13 protein-coding genes are annotated in these 15,889 nt (G+C 27.5%); 9 read left to right on the top strand and 4 right to left on the bottom strand.

Annotated elements, in window-relative coordinates; genetic code table 11:
- Positions 1 to 431 precede the first annotated feature (431 nt).
- Both X275_RS11065 and X275_RS11060 read left to right on the top strand, forming a co-directional pair.
- Positions 432 to 2,399, top strand: a complete 1,968-nt coding sequence (locus X275_RS11065) for a methyl-accepting chemotaxis protein (protein ID WP_052913664.1) — start codon at positions 432 to 434, stop codon at positions 2,397 to 2,399.
- Positions 2,400 to 2,471: 72 nt separating this feature from the next.
- Positions 2,472 to 3,083 (top strand): hypothetical protein, encoded by a 612-nt coding sequence (locus X275_RS11060; protein ID WP_052913662.1) that lies wholly within the window; start codon positions 2,472 to 2,474, stop codon positions 3,081 to 3,083.
- A 10-nt stretch (positions 3,084 to 3,093) separates the two neighbouring features.
- On the opposite strand, the gene X275_RS05510 is transcribed toward X275_RS11060, so the two are convergent.
- Positions 3,094 to 3,465, bottom strand: coding sequence for a hypothetical protein (locus X275_RS05510; RefSeq protein WP_047267896.1), 372 nt, complete (start codon positions 3,463 to 3,465; stop codon positions 3,094 to 3,096).
- 159 nt (positions 3,466 to 3,624) lie between these two features.
- Positions 3,625 to 4,203 carry a hypothetical protein gene (locus X275_RS05505; protein WP_047267895.1) on the bottom strand — a complete coding sequence of 193 codons (579 nt, stop codon included), beginning with the start codon at positions 4,201 to 4,203 and terminating at the stop codon, positions 3,625 to 3,627.
- 909 nt (positions 4,204 to 5,112) lie between these two features.
- Between X275_RS05505 and X275_RS05500 the strand changes: the two genes are divergently transcribed.
- Genes X275_RS05500 through X275_RS05470 form a run of 7 tightly spaced genes read left to right on the top strand, consistent with a single transcriptional unit; the run spans position 5,113 to position 11,367 of the window.
- A complete protein-coding gene (locus tag X275_RS05500) occupies positions 5,113 to 6,141 on the top strand; it encodes an L-threonylcarbamoyladenylate synthase (protein WP_047267894.1) in 1,029 nt (342 codons plus the stop codon).
- A gap of 1 nt (position 6,142) precedes the next feature.
- Positions 6,143 to 6,910 (top strand): type III pantothenate kinase, encoded by a 768-nt coding sequence (locus tag X275_RS05495; protein ID WP_047267893.1) that lies wholly within the window; start codon positions 6,143 to 6,145, stop codon positions 6,908 to 6,910.
- Complete coding sequence (locus X275_RS05490; protein ID WP_047267892.1) at positions 6,911 to 8,242, top strand: B12-binding domain-containing radical SAM protein; 1,332 nt, start codon at positions 6,911 to 6,913, stop codon at positions 8,240 to 8,242.
- Between the two features lies 1 nt (position 8,243).
- Positions 8,244 to 8,591, top strand: coding sequence for a hypothetical protein (locus X275_RS05485; RefSeq protein ID WP_047267891.1), 348 nt, complete (start codon positions 8,244 to 8,246; stop codon positions 8,589 to 8,591).
- 8 nt (positions 8,592 to 8,599) lie between these two features.
- Positions 8,600 to 9,688 (top strand): AAA family ATPase, encoded by a 1,089-nt coding sequence (locus X275_RS05480; RefSeq protein WP_047267890.1) that lies wholly within the window; start codon positions 8,600 to 8,602, stop codon positions 9,686 to 9,688.
- A 55-nt stretch (positions 9,689 to 9,743) separates the two neighbouring features.
- Positions 9,744 to 10,691, top strand: coding sequence for a class II fructose-1,6-bisphosphate aldolase (gene fba / locus X275_RS05475; RefSeq protein WP_047267889.1), 948 nt, complete (start codon positions 9,744 to 9,746; stop codon positions 10,689 to 10,691).
- Between the two features lie 58 nt (positions 10,692 to 10,749).
- Positions 10,750 to 11,367, top strand: coding sequence for a YigZ family protein (locus tag X275_RS05470; RefSeq protein WP_047267888.1), 618 nt, complete (start codon positions 10,750 to 10,752; stop codon positions 11,365 to 11,367).
- Positions 11,368 to 11,412: 45 nt separating this feature from the next.
- Here X275_RS05470 and X275_RS11055 read toward each other — a convergent pair whose 3' ends face one another.
- Both X275_RS11055 and X275_RS05460 read right to left on the bottom strand, forming a co-directional pair.
- Positions 11,413 to 14,019: an ABC transporter permease subunit gene (locus X275_RS11055; protein WP_052913659.1), complete on the bottom strand. Its 2,607-nt coding sequence runs from the start codon at positions 14,017 to 14,019 to the stop codon at positions 11,413 to 11,415.
- On the bottom strand, positions 14,019 to 15,800 hold the full coding sequence (locus X275_RS05460; protein WP_047267887.1) for an ABC transporter permease subunit: 1,782 nt from the start codon (positions 15,798 to 15,800) through the stop codon (positions 14,019 to 14,021). Before X275_RS05460 ends, X275_RS11055 begins: the two co-directional genes overlap by 1 nt.
- Positions 15,801 to 15,889: the final 89 nt, after the last annotated feature.

The following is a 15,889-nucleotide window of genomic DNA, read 5'->3' as shown; positions in this document are numbered from 1 at the left end:
CATATCCAGGCCGATGGTAGTATGGGAAATCCATGCGAGAGTAGGTAGCGCCCCTCTTTTTATTTTACCCCCTGTTAAATAATCAGGGGGTTTTTTTTTATAATATATACTTGACAAAATATTAATAAAAGTGATATAATAGACATGATGAGATATCTATGCCAACTGTAATCATATGGAAACTCCAAGCTTTATGGCTTAGTCCGAAACTATCTTTTTCCATATGATATTTTTAAAGCAGCCTTCAACGGCTGCTTTTTTGTTTTATAATATGAATTGCTTATTAATTATATAAAATTACATATATTTACAAATTTTTAATTAAATAATGTTATCGATTCATTTAATCGATAAATATTTGTATAATAGGTGTGATTTTTTAGTGGTACAATAAAAATGCAAATAGTATTTTAAAGCTGGAGGTGAATAAGGTGCGTTCTATAAAAACAAAAATTGCAGCGGTATTTTCTGGAGTTATTATTTCAGCAGGAATTTTTGTAGGTTTATTTTTGTATTTTTATTTGGGAAATACATTAAAAAATATGACTTCTGAATCTTCTTTTTTACACCTTCAACAAGAATCAAGAGAAATTGAAAATTTTTTTGATGGATTGATTCATCAAATAGAACTTGTTTCTAATAAAAAAATATTAAAAAGCATGAATTTTAAAGATTCTATTGAGGTGTTAAAAAAGGATTTAAAAATATTAGATGATTTTTCTATGCTATTTATTGCAGATAAGAATGGCGATGCTTATACAACTTCAGATGTGAAAACAAATATAAAGGATAGAAATTATTTTAAAGAAATTATGGCTGGTAGTGAAATTGCCATTAGTGATGTGTTAATTTCTAAAGCAGATGGTTCTTCGATTGTTGTTATTGCTCATTCAATTAAAGATGAAAATAATAATACAATTGGATTGATTGGAGCAACAATTTCAATAAATAAATTTTTATCATTTTTAACTTCAGATGAAGAAAAAAATATTCATAGTTTTATAGTTGATTCTAAAGGTATAATTGTTGCACATTCTTTGAAGGAATTTGTTGGAAAAAATGCATATGATTCTAGTTATAATGGATTAAATGAATTAGTAAATAAAATGCTAAACGGTGAAAAAGGATATGGAAAAATAGAAAGTAATGGTGAAAAGATAATATTATTTTATGTTCCGATAAAGAATTTAAATTGGGCTGCTGCGATATCTATTCCAGAAAATGAGCTTTTAGGCAATACAAAAAGGTTAATACAATTCTTTAATATAGTTGTTTTAATCGCAATGATAGTATCGTTGATACTCTCTCTAGTGTTGGGAAATTCTATTTCAAAGCCATTAATAGATTTAGCAGAAAAAGTGAAAAAATTTGGTGAAGGAGATTTAACTCAAAAATTTGAAGTAAAAGGTAAAGATGAGATTGCAAAAATATCTGAATCTCTTAATTATATGTCTAATAATCTTGTTAATTATTTAAAAGAAGTGAGAAAGTCTTCTGAAGATCTGGAAAATATGGCGAATGATATAAATAAAAATGTTGAAATTCAGACTGAACAAATGCTTATGATTAATGAAAAAAGTGAGAAAATAAATGTAAGTTCAGATTCAGCTGCATCTTCTGTTGAAGAAATTAATTCAGGTATAGAAGAAATAACAGCTGCTGCGCAAAATATTTCAGAGAGAGCACAGAGTTTATCGAAAGAGGCTTTTGATGTTTCAGAAACAGCAAAAGAAGGAAATGAATCAGTTGTAAAAATTGCAGAAATAATATCTCAGGCAGTGGAACAATCAAATAAAACAGTAAATACAGTAAAAGAATTAGTATCAAATGCAGAAAATATTGGTCAAATAGTGGAAACTATAGAAAATATTACAGAACAGACAAATTTATTGGCATTGAATGCAGCAATTGAGGCGGCAAGAGCCGGAGAAGCAGGTAAAGGATTTGCCGTTGTTGCTGATGAAATTAGAAAGTTAGCAGAAGAATCTAAAAAAGCTACTGAACAAATAGCACAGATTTTATTAGAGATTCAAAATGGTGCGAATGATGCCAGCGAAGCAACGGAGAAAACAGGATATATAATTAAAAATGTTGAAAATGAATCGCTAAAGATAGAAGAAAAGTTTAAATTAATATTGGATAAGATTCAACAGATTACTGTAAATATCGAAGATTTAAGCTCCAGTTCTGAGGAGCAGAGTGCTTCAACTGAAGAAGTTTCAAATGGTATGGATAAAATAACTCAGGAAGTATCAATGATATCTGATGAAATTAACAGTATTGCGCAATCTATAAATACTCAAAGCGAGAGTGTGAAACAATTGGAAGATTATACTGAAGAGTTAAAAGCAAAATCTGAAACGCTCGTAGAAGGATTAAAAAGATTTAAAATACAATAAAGGGCTCCCTTATGGGAGCTTTTTATTTAATAAAATATAAAAATGGTCGATTTTTAATATGGAGGTGATAATATGAGAATCGATAACAATTTTGAATATTTTAAGTATTCCAGTATAAAAAAAATATCAGAAAAAGGAAATAATGAATTAAAAAGTAAAGAAAAAAAATTTAAAGGTGATGTTTATGTAAAAACAGAAATAGAGTATATGAAAGCAACGTACTCTTCTATGGTGAAAAAAAATATTCAAATTAATCCAAACCGGTGGAAAGAATTAAAAGCAGATTCACAAAAATTATATGATGAATTTAAAGCATGGGTTGAAGATAAGATAAAAAAGCAACTTGGTATTACAGATTCAGAAAAAGCAGAAATGAAAAAGGAATTGGAAGATGGGCAATGGAGTCCTGAAGCTGTTTCTGATAGAATAATAGAGTTTGCAAAGTCTATATCAGGTGGAGATAAATCCAAAATTAATTTATTAAAAGACGCAGTAAAAAAAGGTTTTGATGATGTTAAAGGAATATTAGGAGGGAAATTGCCAGAGGTTAGTGAAAAAACATATGATCTTGTTATGAAAAAATTTGAAGCATGGGAAAAAGGTGAAGATGGGATTCAAATTGAAAAGGGTGGAGTAGAATATATTAATGTAAAAGAAGAGATAATAAAAGAAGATAAAAAATAAAGGATTTCCATCAGGAAATCCTTTTTTTTATAATATTTTGTAGTATTAGAAACAACGTGACAGCAAGTATTCCCGCATAACTTGCCAGAGCATCAAACATAGAAAATTGTCTGTAAGGCGATAGTGCCTGAATATATTCACTTGTAACTGGAAGAGTCAAAATGATACTTCCAAAAAAATATAAGAAAAATTTTCTATTGAAATAACTTTTCAAAAATAAAAACATTCCTCCAGCATAAGCCAAAAAATGCCACATTTTATCTTCGTTTGGAAAACGAGAATAATTAAAAGGTGGTTTTGGCGTAGTAGCAAAATATATAAGAATAATTAAATAAATAATAAAAATAATATCCCATACAAATGTTGTTTTTTTATTTTCCATAGGCTCACCTCTCAAATGTATTCTACTATATTTATGATACGGAAATTAGAAAAGTATTTAAAATAAAAATAACAGGTATTAAAATACCTGTTATTTTATCTAATTTATATTGAAAATAAACATTTAAAAATAATATTAGCCATAATAAAAATAATCTTTTTAGAATAAAACTTCAGCTCCAATTATAAAAGGCCATGGAAAAAAGATAGGTCTAATGATAAACTTGCTATTTAAATTTTTTGGATTAAAAATTAATTTAGCGCCATAATTATATGTGATTGCTATATGATCGCTTAAAACTAAACCAGAAATTTTATTTTTGTCTTCAACAGTTAATTCTGAAAAATAGTAGTTAGAGTTTAGTTCAAGATAAACAGCAGGCATAGCGTTATAATCAAATATAGAAAAACTTAATAAAGGAATTCCAACATTTCCTGCAATAATTCCTTTTAACGCAAAATCATTTAATGTGTAATCACCTATACCTAATACGGTTGGATCAAATTTTAAATAATTAATACCAACACCGTAAAAATATTGAAATGTTAATAAATTATCCTTAATTCCTATAGTTTCTTCAAGATTAATAAAGTCAATATTTTTCTCTACTCCACCATAAATGCTTACACCACTAAATCCAAAGAAAATGTCACTCCAATAATATCCTCCAATTAAGGTTTTACCATAGGTAAAAACAGATATAAATACTAAAATAAATAAAAATAGTCTTTTCTTCATAATCCCCCACCTTTCAGTAATTTTTAGTTTATTTTATTCGAATTAAATCCTAAAATTTCTTTGTTGCTTAAGAAGTCTATTTTTTAATCTTATGGAATCTTTAGAAGAAATGAATGCAACTTGTAATACAGTATTTTCTAAAAAGTGAATCTTTTATTTTATTAAAGATTATAATTTATAAAAATAGTATTAAAAGAAAATTAACATATATAACCGAATTATAAGAATTTTTTATTTCGTTTTCATTTCTAATAGTTTTCTTTTTGGAAATTAAAATAAAAAATACGATGTCTAAAAATTCAAATTCACTCAGGCGGCTTGATTGCTAATCCTTAAAATTATTCATTCTCAGCCGTCGCTCAGATTTTTCATCCATGAAAAAGCTTCACTCAAAAAAACGTCCTGTTTTTTTGACGGCTTACATTCATAATTTTAAGGGCAATCTTCGAGCCTTCGTTTCATTTGAGACTTTTTAGACAACATAATAAAAAATACGATGTCCAAAAAGTAAAGTCGCTCAAACCTTGATTGTTAATCCTCAAAAATAGCTCATTCTCGCCGGTCGTATCAGACTCACATCAATGACCGGCTTCATTTTACGCTTAGATTTTTTATAAAAAATCTAAGGTAAATATGTTTTTTATATTTTATAGAAAATAAAAATTTAAACCAATACCCGCGGTAGCGTGTATGGACAATCTGCGAGTTTTCGCTTGCTTTACTAATTGGAAATACTATTATTCAACCTTATTGTTCTTTTTAAGCTTTTTCATAATTTCTCTTTAAAAAAGATTTCTAATTTTTTTAACTTTTTAAACAGGCTAAAGAGTATATAAAGTTTAACTATGTTATGATATAATAAAAAAAATATAATTATAAAGAATTTTAATACCTCAAAGGAGAATTATAATGAAAACAAGAATATTAAAAATAAATCCATTGAAAATAGAAGAAGAAAAGATAAAAATAGCAGCGCAAAATATTAGAGAAGGAAATTTGGTTGTTTTTCCAACAGAAACAGTATATGGTCTCGGAGCAGATGGATTAAATGATATGGCGGTAAAAAAAATATATAAGGCAAAAGGAAGACCTTCTGATAATCCTTTGATATTACACATAGGCAGTCCGGAAAAAATACATGATATAGCATATATATCTGAAGAGCTATTTGAAAAAATAAATGTTTTGATACCTGGTCCAATAACTTTTGTATTAAAGAAGAAAAGTAAAGTTCCTGATATAGTATCTGCCAACAGAGATACAGTAGCTGTAAGAATTCCAGCACACCCAATAGCTAAAAAACTTATAGAACTTTCAAATACGCCGATTGCAGCTCCAAGTGCAAATCTATCTGGTAAACCTAGTCCTACAATAGCAAAACATGTCATAGAAGATATGTATGGCAGAGTAAATATAATAATTGATGGTGGAGATGTGGATTTTGGACTTGAGTCAACAGTAATAGATTTGACTGAAAAAAAGCCAACTTTATTAAGACCAGGGCCGATAGTTCCAGAAAAATTAAAAGAAATTTTTGGAGATATTATAATTCCGGATTTCATATATGGGAAAAGTAAAGTCGATATTGCAAAAGCACCTGGTATGAAATATCGTCATTATGCGCCTGATAAAAAAACTATTTTAGTTGAATATTCAGATAGAAGGATAGATATAATAAAAGAAATAATAAAAAGATATAAAAAGCCATTGCTTGTGTTATTTGAAGAAGATACAAAACATTTCAAATCATATGATATAATAATTTCAGGAGGAAAAAATGAATATTTTAAATTTGCAGTAAATTTATTTGATATTTTGAGAAATGCTGACAGAAAGGATAATGATGTAATAATAATAGAAGGGGTAAAAGATGAAGGACTTGGGATTTCTATAATGAATAGATTAAGAAAAGCTTCATCTGAAATCTGGGAGGAATAATATGAGGTTATTATTTGACGTAGGAAATACACACATAGTTGTTGGATTATATGAAAACCAATTTTTAAGTGTTTGGCGAATAGGGACACAATCATTTGAAACAGAAGATGAATTGTATTCTCACCTTTTTCCTTTACTGAATAGAATAAATATAGGTGAAAAAGATATAAATGCTGTTGTTATTTCTTCTGTAGTTCCATCTGTAAATTATATTTTGAGCAGATATGCAAAGAAATATTATAATGTAGATGCTGTATTTGTAAGTGGAATTAAGATAAAGAATATGAAATTAGATGTAGATTATCCAAAAGAGGTTGGCGCAGATAGAGTTGCAAATGTATTAGCTTTAAAGAAATATTATGGAAATAATGCAATAGGAATAGATTTTGGTACGGCAATAACAATAGATGTATTACATAAAGGAAATTTTATAGGGGGGTCTATAATTCCTGGGATAAATACCCAAATGATGTCATTGTTTTCTAAAACTGCAAAATTACCACAGGTGGAATTGAAATTTTTGAATTATTCAGTAGGGAAAAATACAATAGATAATATTCAAATAGGGATAATCAAAACAGTTGTATATGGAATCCAACAATTATTGAAAGATATTGAAAAAGAATATGATACTAAATTCAAAATTGTTATAACAGGAGGAATTGGAAAATCCTTAAAAGGGGTTATTCCAGAATTTAATATATATGATCAATATTTAACTCTTAAAGGATTGAATGTTTTTTATGAAATGTATGAAAGGAGAGAATAGATGAAGCATTTTCTGCTTATAAATCCCTGGGTATATGATACAGCAGCATATGATTTCTGGCAAAAACCATTAGGTTTATTATATGTTGGAAGTATATTAAAATATCATGGATTTGAAGTTAATTTAATAGATTTAATGAATAGATACGATGAATATTTTAAAGAAATAAATTTTATTAAGGATAGATATTATGGAACGGGTAAATATTATTATGAACAGGTGGAAAAACCGGAAATTATTAAAGATATTCCAAGGAAATTTAAAAGATATGGGTTGCCAGAAGAAGTATTTATAAAAAAATTAAATGAATATAAAAACGTAGATGGAATTATTGTTACGTCTGTAATGACTTATTGGTATTATGGAGTTTATAAAACTATAGAAATAATAAGAAAAGTATTTCCAGAGAAACCAATATTTTTAGGTGGAATATATGTAAATGTTATGCCTCTTCATGCAAAAAAAACATTTGAAAAATTGAATGTTAAAGTAATTAATGGAACAGGAAATATTGCAATTAAAAAGCTTTTTGATTATTATAATATAAATATAAAAAATATAGACTGGTTTGAAGATCTTGATCCTTTCTATGATTTATATTCTGATGTACCTTATATAGTAATAACTTCTTCAATAGGATGTCCATTTAAATGTACATATTGCGTAACACCACGTATGTGGAAATATCAAATAAGAAGTGTGAAAAAAATAATAAAAGGAATAGAAAATGTTTTATCAAAAAAGAAAGTTGAAGATGTAGTTTTTTTTGATGATGCATTTTTGATACATCCTCAAAAGGAAGAACTATTAGAAAAGCTTTCTCAATTTAAAGTTAGATATCATTTGCCAAATGGTATTCATGCAAAATTAGTCAATAGAAAAATAGCAAAACTTTTTTCAAAAGCTAATTTTAAAGTAATAAAATTGGGTTATGAAACATCAGATGAAGAAATGCAGAAAAAAACAGGTGGTAAGGTAAGCAACGAAGATTTAATTAGAGCTTCGAATTATTTATTAAATGAAGGATTAAATGAAACGTCAGCTTATATAATGGCAAATTTACCAGGACAAAAGGTTGATGATGTAATAAAAGGAATAGATTTTTGTATGGAACTTGGTATTATACCATCTGTTAATGAGTTTACACCAATTCCAAACACTCCACAATATATGGAATTAGTATCAAAAGGATGGATTGAAATAGATACAGATCCTCTACTTTTGAATAATTCAATTTTGCCATATTGGTGGGATTATGGTATGAATGTTGAAGAAATAGAATATATCAAGGCTTATTTAAGAGATAAAAAATCTCAAAAAAGAGGGATTTAAAATGGAAAATATTAAAGAAATAAAAGAATTAATTGAAAATCTTGATAATCTTGAAAAATTAATTGATAGAATAATATTAAATGAAGATTATGAAGTTCTTCCAAGAATTCTTGAGCAAAGAAAAACAGTGCTACAAAAGATGGAAAGATTTTCTACTTCAGATTTGATAATAAATAGAGTAAAGAAACTATTGGAAGATGATAAAAAAAGAATGGATAAAATAAAACCAGAGATGGAGAAAATAAAAAAACAGCTTAAAACCACGAATAAAGGAAAATTAGCAATAAAGAATGGGTATATGAAAATTCAGGAAGAAATTACAAAAAGAAAATTCAATTCAAATGGGTAGGTGACTTTATGAAACCAAAAGATATAAAATTTTTATCTAAAAAAATAATGGAGTCAGGTGAAATACCTTTAATATGGGGGCATTTTGGTGTAGGAAAAACAGATATAATAAGAGAAATTGCAAAAGAAAGTAATAGAGAATTGATAATACTGGTTATATCTCAAATGGAACCAGGAGATTTAATAGGATTACCATCAAGAGATAATAACAAAACAGTTTTTTTAAAACCAGATTGGTTGCCAGAGAAAGATAATAGTATTATAATGATAGATGAAATAAACAGGGCTCATCGTTCAATAAGAAATGCGATTATGCAATTATTGCTTGATAGAAGAATTCACAACCACGTATTGCCAGAAGGCACATGGATAGTAGCAGCTGCAAATCCACCAGATGAAGATTATGACCAGATAGATTTAATAACAGATCCAGCATTTATGTCCCGTTTTTTTCATATTAATTTAAATGCAGATGCGGAGGAATGGGTACAATGGGCAAGTGAAATGAAAATATCAAAAGAAATTATAGATTTTATAAAAAAATATCCTGAGTTTATTTCAAACGGAAAAAATGTCTCTTTACATTTAGATTTAAAACCAAGTCCCAGAAGTTGGTATAAATTAGATAGAGTTTTAAAAAATATGACTGAAGATGAAATTAAGGAATATGGTTATATATTGGCATCCGGTATAGTAGGTCCAGAGGCTGCAAGAACGTTTGTTAATTTTCTTGAAAATAGCGAAGACTATCCAATACCAGAAAAAATTCTTTTTGAACTTGATAATAATATCCTAAATAAGATAAAAAAAATGAATATATCAGAAAAAAATACAATGATATTAAGAATAAATAAATACATCGAAAATCTTGAAGAAGATGATATTATAAAAATACTGGATAATTATGAGTATAAAATAATGGCTGAAAATATAAAAGAATTATCAAATATAATTTCAAAAGATTCTGCATATTCAATTTTAAGGAATATAGATCATTATGCATCTAAGACAAAAGGATTGAAAAAAGCATTTTTTGAAAAGTTATTCGAAGAGTTGGCAATTGTTTTGGATAATGTAAATTGGTTAGAAGAGATTTAACAGTATTATGATATAATAGTTTTGAACATTAAATTTATTGTTGGGAGGGGTTAAAATGCCTTATGTAGATACTAAAGTTATTTTAGAAAATGCAGATAAACATGGATATGGAGTTCCAGCTTTAAATATTAATAATCTTGAATTTTTACATTATATCATTGAAGCTGGAGTGAAAATGAATTCACCAGTTATTATTGAAACAAGTCAAGGAGCAATGAAATATGCCGGAAATGGAGATTTCAGGAAAGGTGCAGAAATATTTGTTAAAATGGTAAAAACATTTGCAGAGCAGGTAGATATACCAGTTTCTTTGCATCTTGATCATGGGAAAAGTTTTGAATATATAGTTGCAGCAATAAAAGCTGGTTATTCATCAGTTATGATAGATGCTTCAGAACATCCTTTTGAAGAAAATTTAAGAATAACAAAAGAAATAGTAAAAATAGCTCATGCAGCAGGCGTTTCAGTAGAAGCAGAATTAGGTCAATTAGCAGGTGTGGAAGATGAAGCAGTAGCAGAAGAAAATGTTTTAGTAAATCCTGAAGAAGCAAAAATCTTTGTTGAAGAAACAGATGTTGATTTCTTAGCGCCAGCAGTTGGAACATCACATGGAGCTTTCAAATTTAAAGGTAAAGCTAAAATAGATTATGATAGAATAAAAAAAGTAAAAGAATATGTTAAAAGACCTCTTGTATTACATGGAGCATCTTCGGTAGTTCCAGAATTTGTGGAAATAGCAGAAAAACACGGAGCAGATTTTGGAGGTGCTAAAGGAGTTCCATCTGAAATATTGAGAGAAGCCGTAAAATATGGAATTAATAAGGTAAATACAGATACGGATTTAAGAATAGCCTTTGTTGCTGGTTTAAGAGAATTTTTAAATGCAAATCCAAAAGAATTTGATCCAAGGAAATATTTTAAATTGGCAAGAGAATATACTATAAAAGTAATAACAGATAGAATGGAAGTTCTTGGTTCTAATGGAAAAGCAGAATTATTTTAATAAAAAATAAGTCTAAACTCTCAGCTTAGCTGAGAGTTTTTATATTATAAAAAAAGAGGTGATCAAAATATATTTTTCAATATTAAGTCCAGTTGAAACAAAGATAAAAATAAAACGTTCTGAATTTATTGGCAATGTAAAGAAAGTAAATACAGAAAAAGAAGCAAAAGAATTTATAAAAGAAATTTCATCTAAATATAGAAATTCCACTCATAATTGTTGGGCGTATAAAGTTAAAGAAAATAAGTTTAATTATTCCGATGATGGAGAGCCTTCTGGAACAGCTGGAAAGCCAATTTTTGGTATTATTGAAAAACATAATTTGATTAACATAGTAGTTGTAGTTACGCGTTATTTTGGTGGGATTAAATTAGGTGTAAGAGGATTAATAGATGCTTATTCCAGTTGTGCGGAAGAAACAGTATTAAATTCAAAAATAGGAAAATATATAGATTTAAAAATATATGAAGTTAAAACTGATTATTCCAGGTATGCAGAAATTGAAAGGTTATTAAAAAGAGTTAATGGCTGGAAAATTACAAATCAGGAATTTATGGCTGATGTAAGATTTGAAATAGCTATTGAAGAAAATGAAGAAAGCAATATATTAGGAATTTTGAAAAGTAAAGGTAAAATTAAATATTTAAGAACACAAGAAATAGGAATAAAAATATAATTTTCAATAAGGATAAAAAAAACAGCTCCGATTCGGAGCCGTTTTTTATCCTTTTACAGATCCCTGGGTTAAACCACCAACAAGATATTTTTGCATAGACAGGAATAATAATACCATTGGGACCGCACCAAGTAAAGCGGCAGCAGTAAATAATCCCCATTCAGTTTCAAACGGGCCAGACGTAAAGGTTTGTAATCCTACAGCATAGGTGTAATTTTGTTCGCTGGATAAAACAATTCTTGCCATAACAAATTCATTAAATGTTCCCATGAAAGATAATATTGTAACAACAGCTAGAATTGGTGAAGCCAATGGCAATACAATACGCCAGAATGTTTGAAATCTTGTGGCACCATCTATCATAGCAGATTCTTCAAGAGAATCTGGGATAGTATCGTAATATCCTTTAATTAACCACATATTAAATGAAACTCCACCAAGATATACAAAAATCAATCCAGCAAGTGTATCAAGTCCTATAAACCCAAAATAATCCCCCATGAATTTTAAAATTCCATATAATGCTACCATATACATTATTGCAGGGAACATCTGAATTAACATTAAATATAAAAGACCTTCTTTTCTTCCAAAAAATCTCATTCTACTAAACGGATAAGCTGCAACAGCGGTCATTAAAACTGTTAATATTGATGTAACACCAGCTACAATTATAGAATTTAACAACCATCGTAAAAACGGTTTTCTTTGTTTTGGATTCCATTTATCAAGTAAATCATAAATATCTGCATCAATTTTTCTCAAATCAGTTTTTAATGATTTATATTTTACTGAATCTGCAAGATCTGAAACAATTCTTGAAGACCTTGAAATATTTGCTTTTACTGGACCAAATTTAGAATTATATATTGAAGAAATTTCAAGAATAGGTAATATATCAGCTGTGTATCCATTATAATTAATTTTCAAATAATCATTAGCATTACTTTTTAATTTTTCGATATTGGGTTTAATTTCAGAGATTAGTTTTTCAAAAGAGCTCATACTAAGATAAAATTTATTTTTAGCTTCTTCTATATTATTTCTCAATGTAAATACGATTAAATCTCTTTTTAGAGGTTTATAGAATTCAAATAGTTTCGAATTCAATAAATCTGCAAAAAATTCCGATTCATAATAATTTTTTATTTCTAAGTTAGAAAAGCTTTTTATTATAAGGAATTCCCCGTATTTTTTTAACTTTTTAAAATTGTCTAATACAGTTTTATTTTTATTATATAATTCATCGTATTTTGTAGAAAAAGCTTTTAGCTTAGAATCCAACTGATTATAGGAATTTTGGTATTTTTCCAGTATTGCGAGATTATCTGTTAAATTTATTGTTAGCGCTTTTAAAGTATTTAATGTTGAATCTATATTATCTATTATTTCAAAAACAGTTTTATATGCTGGAGTAATGTATTCTAGATCGGGATTTATATATTCTAAATTATTTTTTAACCATAAGAATGATTCATAATATTTTTGTATTGAATTTTTGTATATTTCAAAATCTGACAATTGTTGAATTTTATTATTAATGATTTCAAAAGTATTTGAAATGAAATTAATTTTCTCAGATAAAGCTATAACTTCAGTAGAATTAACTTTATCTTTTTTATAGTTTTTTAAAATATTCACGGCAGATTCTATTTTTAAACTATCTGGTGCATATAATTCTAAAAGAGAAGTTAGATCGCTTGTATATTTCAATACAATATTTTGTGATTTTGAAATATTGTTTTTTATTTTAGACAGTTCTTTTTGAATATTTTTTATTTCACTGCTGTAATTATTTATATTTTCTAAATCTTTTCCTAAAAATTTTTGTTCCAAAGCATTCATTGAATTATCTATATTTTTTGCTTTTGAAAGTATATTTTTCCATTCATTTGATAAATTTTTAATTTTGGTATTTAATATTAATAATTTTTCATTATTTTCAATTTTTACCCATTTTTTATAATTTTTTATTTTCCATAAGGTGTAATTTGGTTTTATTGAAAAAATGGTGTATATAGTATTATCATAATATTTGCTATTATCATCGGTTTTTTTAATATCTGATAATAAATTTAATATTTCAGTTCTTAGATAGTAATAGTTTGTGATTGCATTATTTAGTTCCTCTTTCTGAGAATTGATAGATTTTAAATTGGCATCAGATAAAAACGAACCTTCTAAAAATAAATCCTCCATTTTTTCTAACTTTTCAAACTCTTTTATACGGGCTTTATTAATATCTTCTATAATATTATCCATATCTTTACCATACAATGATTTTTGCATATCGATAAATCTTTTCTGAATATTATTTAAATATTCATTAGTTTCATCTATATATATTTCAAAATCTTTTAATTCATTAAAGAGTTTCTTGTTTGCTTCATCAAGGGTTAATTTGGAATTTTCACCTATAAAATGTGCTGTTCCATTTATATCTTTTATTAATTCAGGGACAGTGGCTTTTGGGAATAGTAAATCCCTATAATAATTTAATGTAATTCTTGAGGAAAAAAGTTTAGGTGAAAATGCAGCATTATCCCTTCTTATTGATGTTGTAACGACCCAGACAAGAGGAAAAAGTACGAGAATTATAACTATTATCAAAAAAATATGTCTTAATATATAATTTTTTTTCTGAATCATCATTATCTGCTCACCTCTTCAAAAGCTCCTGATAATTTAAAGTTGAAATAACTAATACCAGATACAATTGCAAAGATCAATATGGAAATTGCGCTTGCAAAACCAAAATCTTGACCACGAGAACCCTCAAAAGCTAATTTATAAGTATATGAAATTAAAATATCTGTTGAACCTGCAGGTGTTGTAGCACCGGGCATAGCAGGTCCGCCTCCAGTTAATAAATAGATATTCACGAAATTATTGAAATTAAATGCAAAACTGCTAACAAGAAGGGGGGTTAATGATACCATCAATAATGGTAGTGTAATTTTTCTAAACTGAGTCCATCGCGTAGCTCCATCAATTGAAGAAGCCTCATATAGTTCGTCAGGAATACTTTGTAATGCTCCTAATGTAATTGTCATCATGTATGGGAAGCCAAGCCATGTATTTACCATTAAAACAGCAACTTTTGCCCAAAAAGGATCATTTAACCATTTTATTGGTTCTAATCCTAAATTTGTAATAATAAATCTATTAATAATACCATAAGTTTCATTGAAAAAACCATTTCTCCATATTAAAACAGAAATGAATGCAGGAACAGCCCATGGAATAATAAGTAGAGTTCTGTATAATATTCTACCTTTCATAAACTTATCATTGAGCATAAGAGCTAAAATCATACCAATAATAAAACTAAATAAAACACTTAGAGCGGCATATGTAAATGTCCATGTAAAAATTTTGAAAAAAGGTCCGGATATTTTAGGGTCTTTTCTAATTCTGTCAAATTGATAAGTTCCTACAAAAGATGAATACCCTATTAATCTGATTAAATCACCATTTTCGTTATAATCCCAAAATGCACTATCTCTGTCAATTAGTTCTTTATTTGTTCTTGTGTTAAAAATTATAGTTTTATAAGTTTTTTTATTGTTTACGAAAACAGGTTTTACTCTTAATTCATATATTCTATATGCTTCAGAGAATTTTTTGTATATAAATTTGGAAGAAAGTCTATAACGTTTTCCATCATAATTTTTAAGTTCTAGAACACCCAGATATTTTTTTCTTAATACTGAGTTATAAAATGAGGCATTTTTAAATGTTCCTGGGTCAGTTGGAGAATAAAAATAAACATACTTCGTACCTTTATTATCTTCAAAACCAAGAACAGTATTCATTTTTTCATTAATAGAAAGAGCCCTAAATGTATCATCTAATTTTCTTTTTAAAAAGGCAGAGTAAGTTTTACCATTAATTGTAATATTCATATAATCTTCATTTATTGGTTTTAATTCAGAAAAAGCATTTTTAGGATTGCCTTTTGAATTATAAGTAATTTCATGTGGTTTTTCTGATAATAATATCTCCTTATCATTATATAAGACTATAATAAAATCTTCAGTTGGTTTGAAATTTTTAAGTTTTATGAAAATCTTAAAATTATAGCTATTTCCGTTTTCGGGTTCATATAAATAATTTGGATCATTAAGCAAAATCTGAATAGCCTGGTCTCTTGTAAATAAATGTCCTGTTCCATAATTTGTAAAAGCTGTCTTAACAGTGTAATATATTGGATATACAGTTAAAATAAAAAGAAAGAACATTGCGGGCAAGGTGTATCTATATGGATATCCTTTTTTCGAAAAAATAGCGATATTAGCAAGTATTACAAATGCGCCGATAACAACTGAAAGTCCGTAATTTCCAAGACCGGATAATATAAATATAGACCATATTAATCCGGCATTCATGAGAGCGATTATAGAGTACAGTACAAATTTGCCAAGAGTTTTCATGGTGTCCCTCCCTTAAAATGTATGAAAAATTTTGATTTTTTACTATAAACAGTAATACTCAAATATTATAACATAAAATTAGCTTTTTT

It is taken from the genome of Marinitoga sp. 1197 (assembly GCF_001021165.1).
Classification (GTDB): Bacteria; Thermotogota; Thermotogae; order Petrotogales; family Petrotogaceae; genus Marinitoga.
Note: the sequence above shows the minus strand (reverse complement) of the source record. Positions and strands in the feature narration are given on the sequence as shown.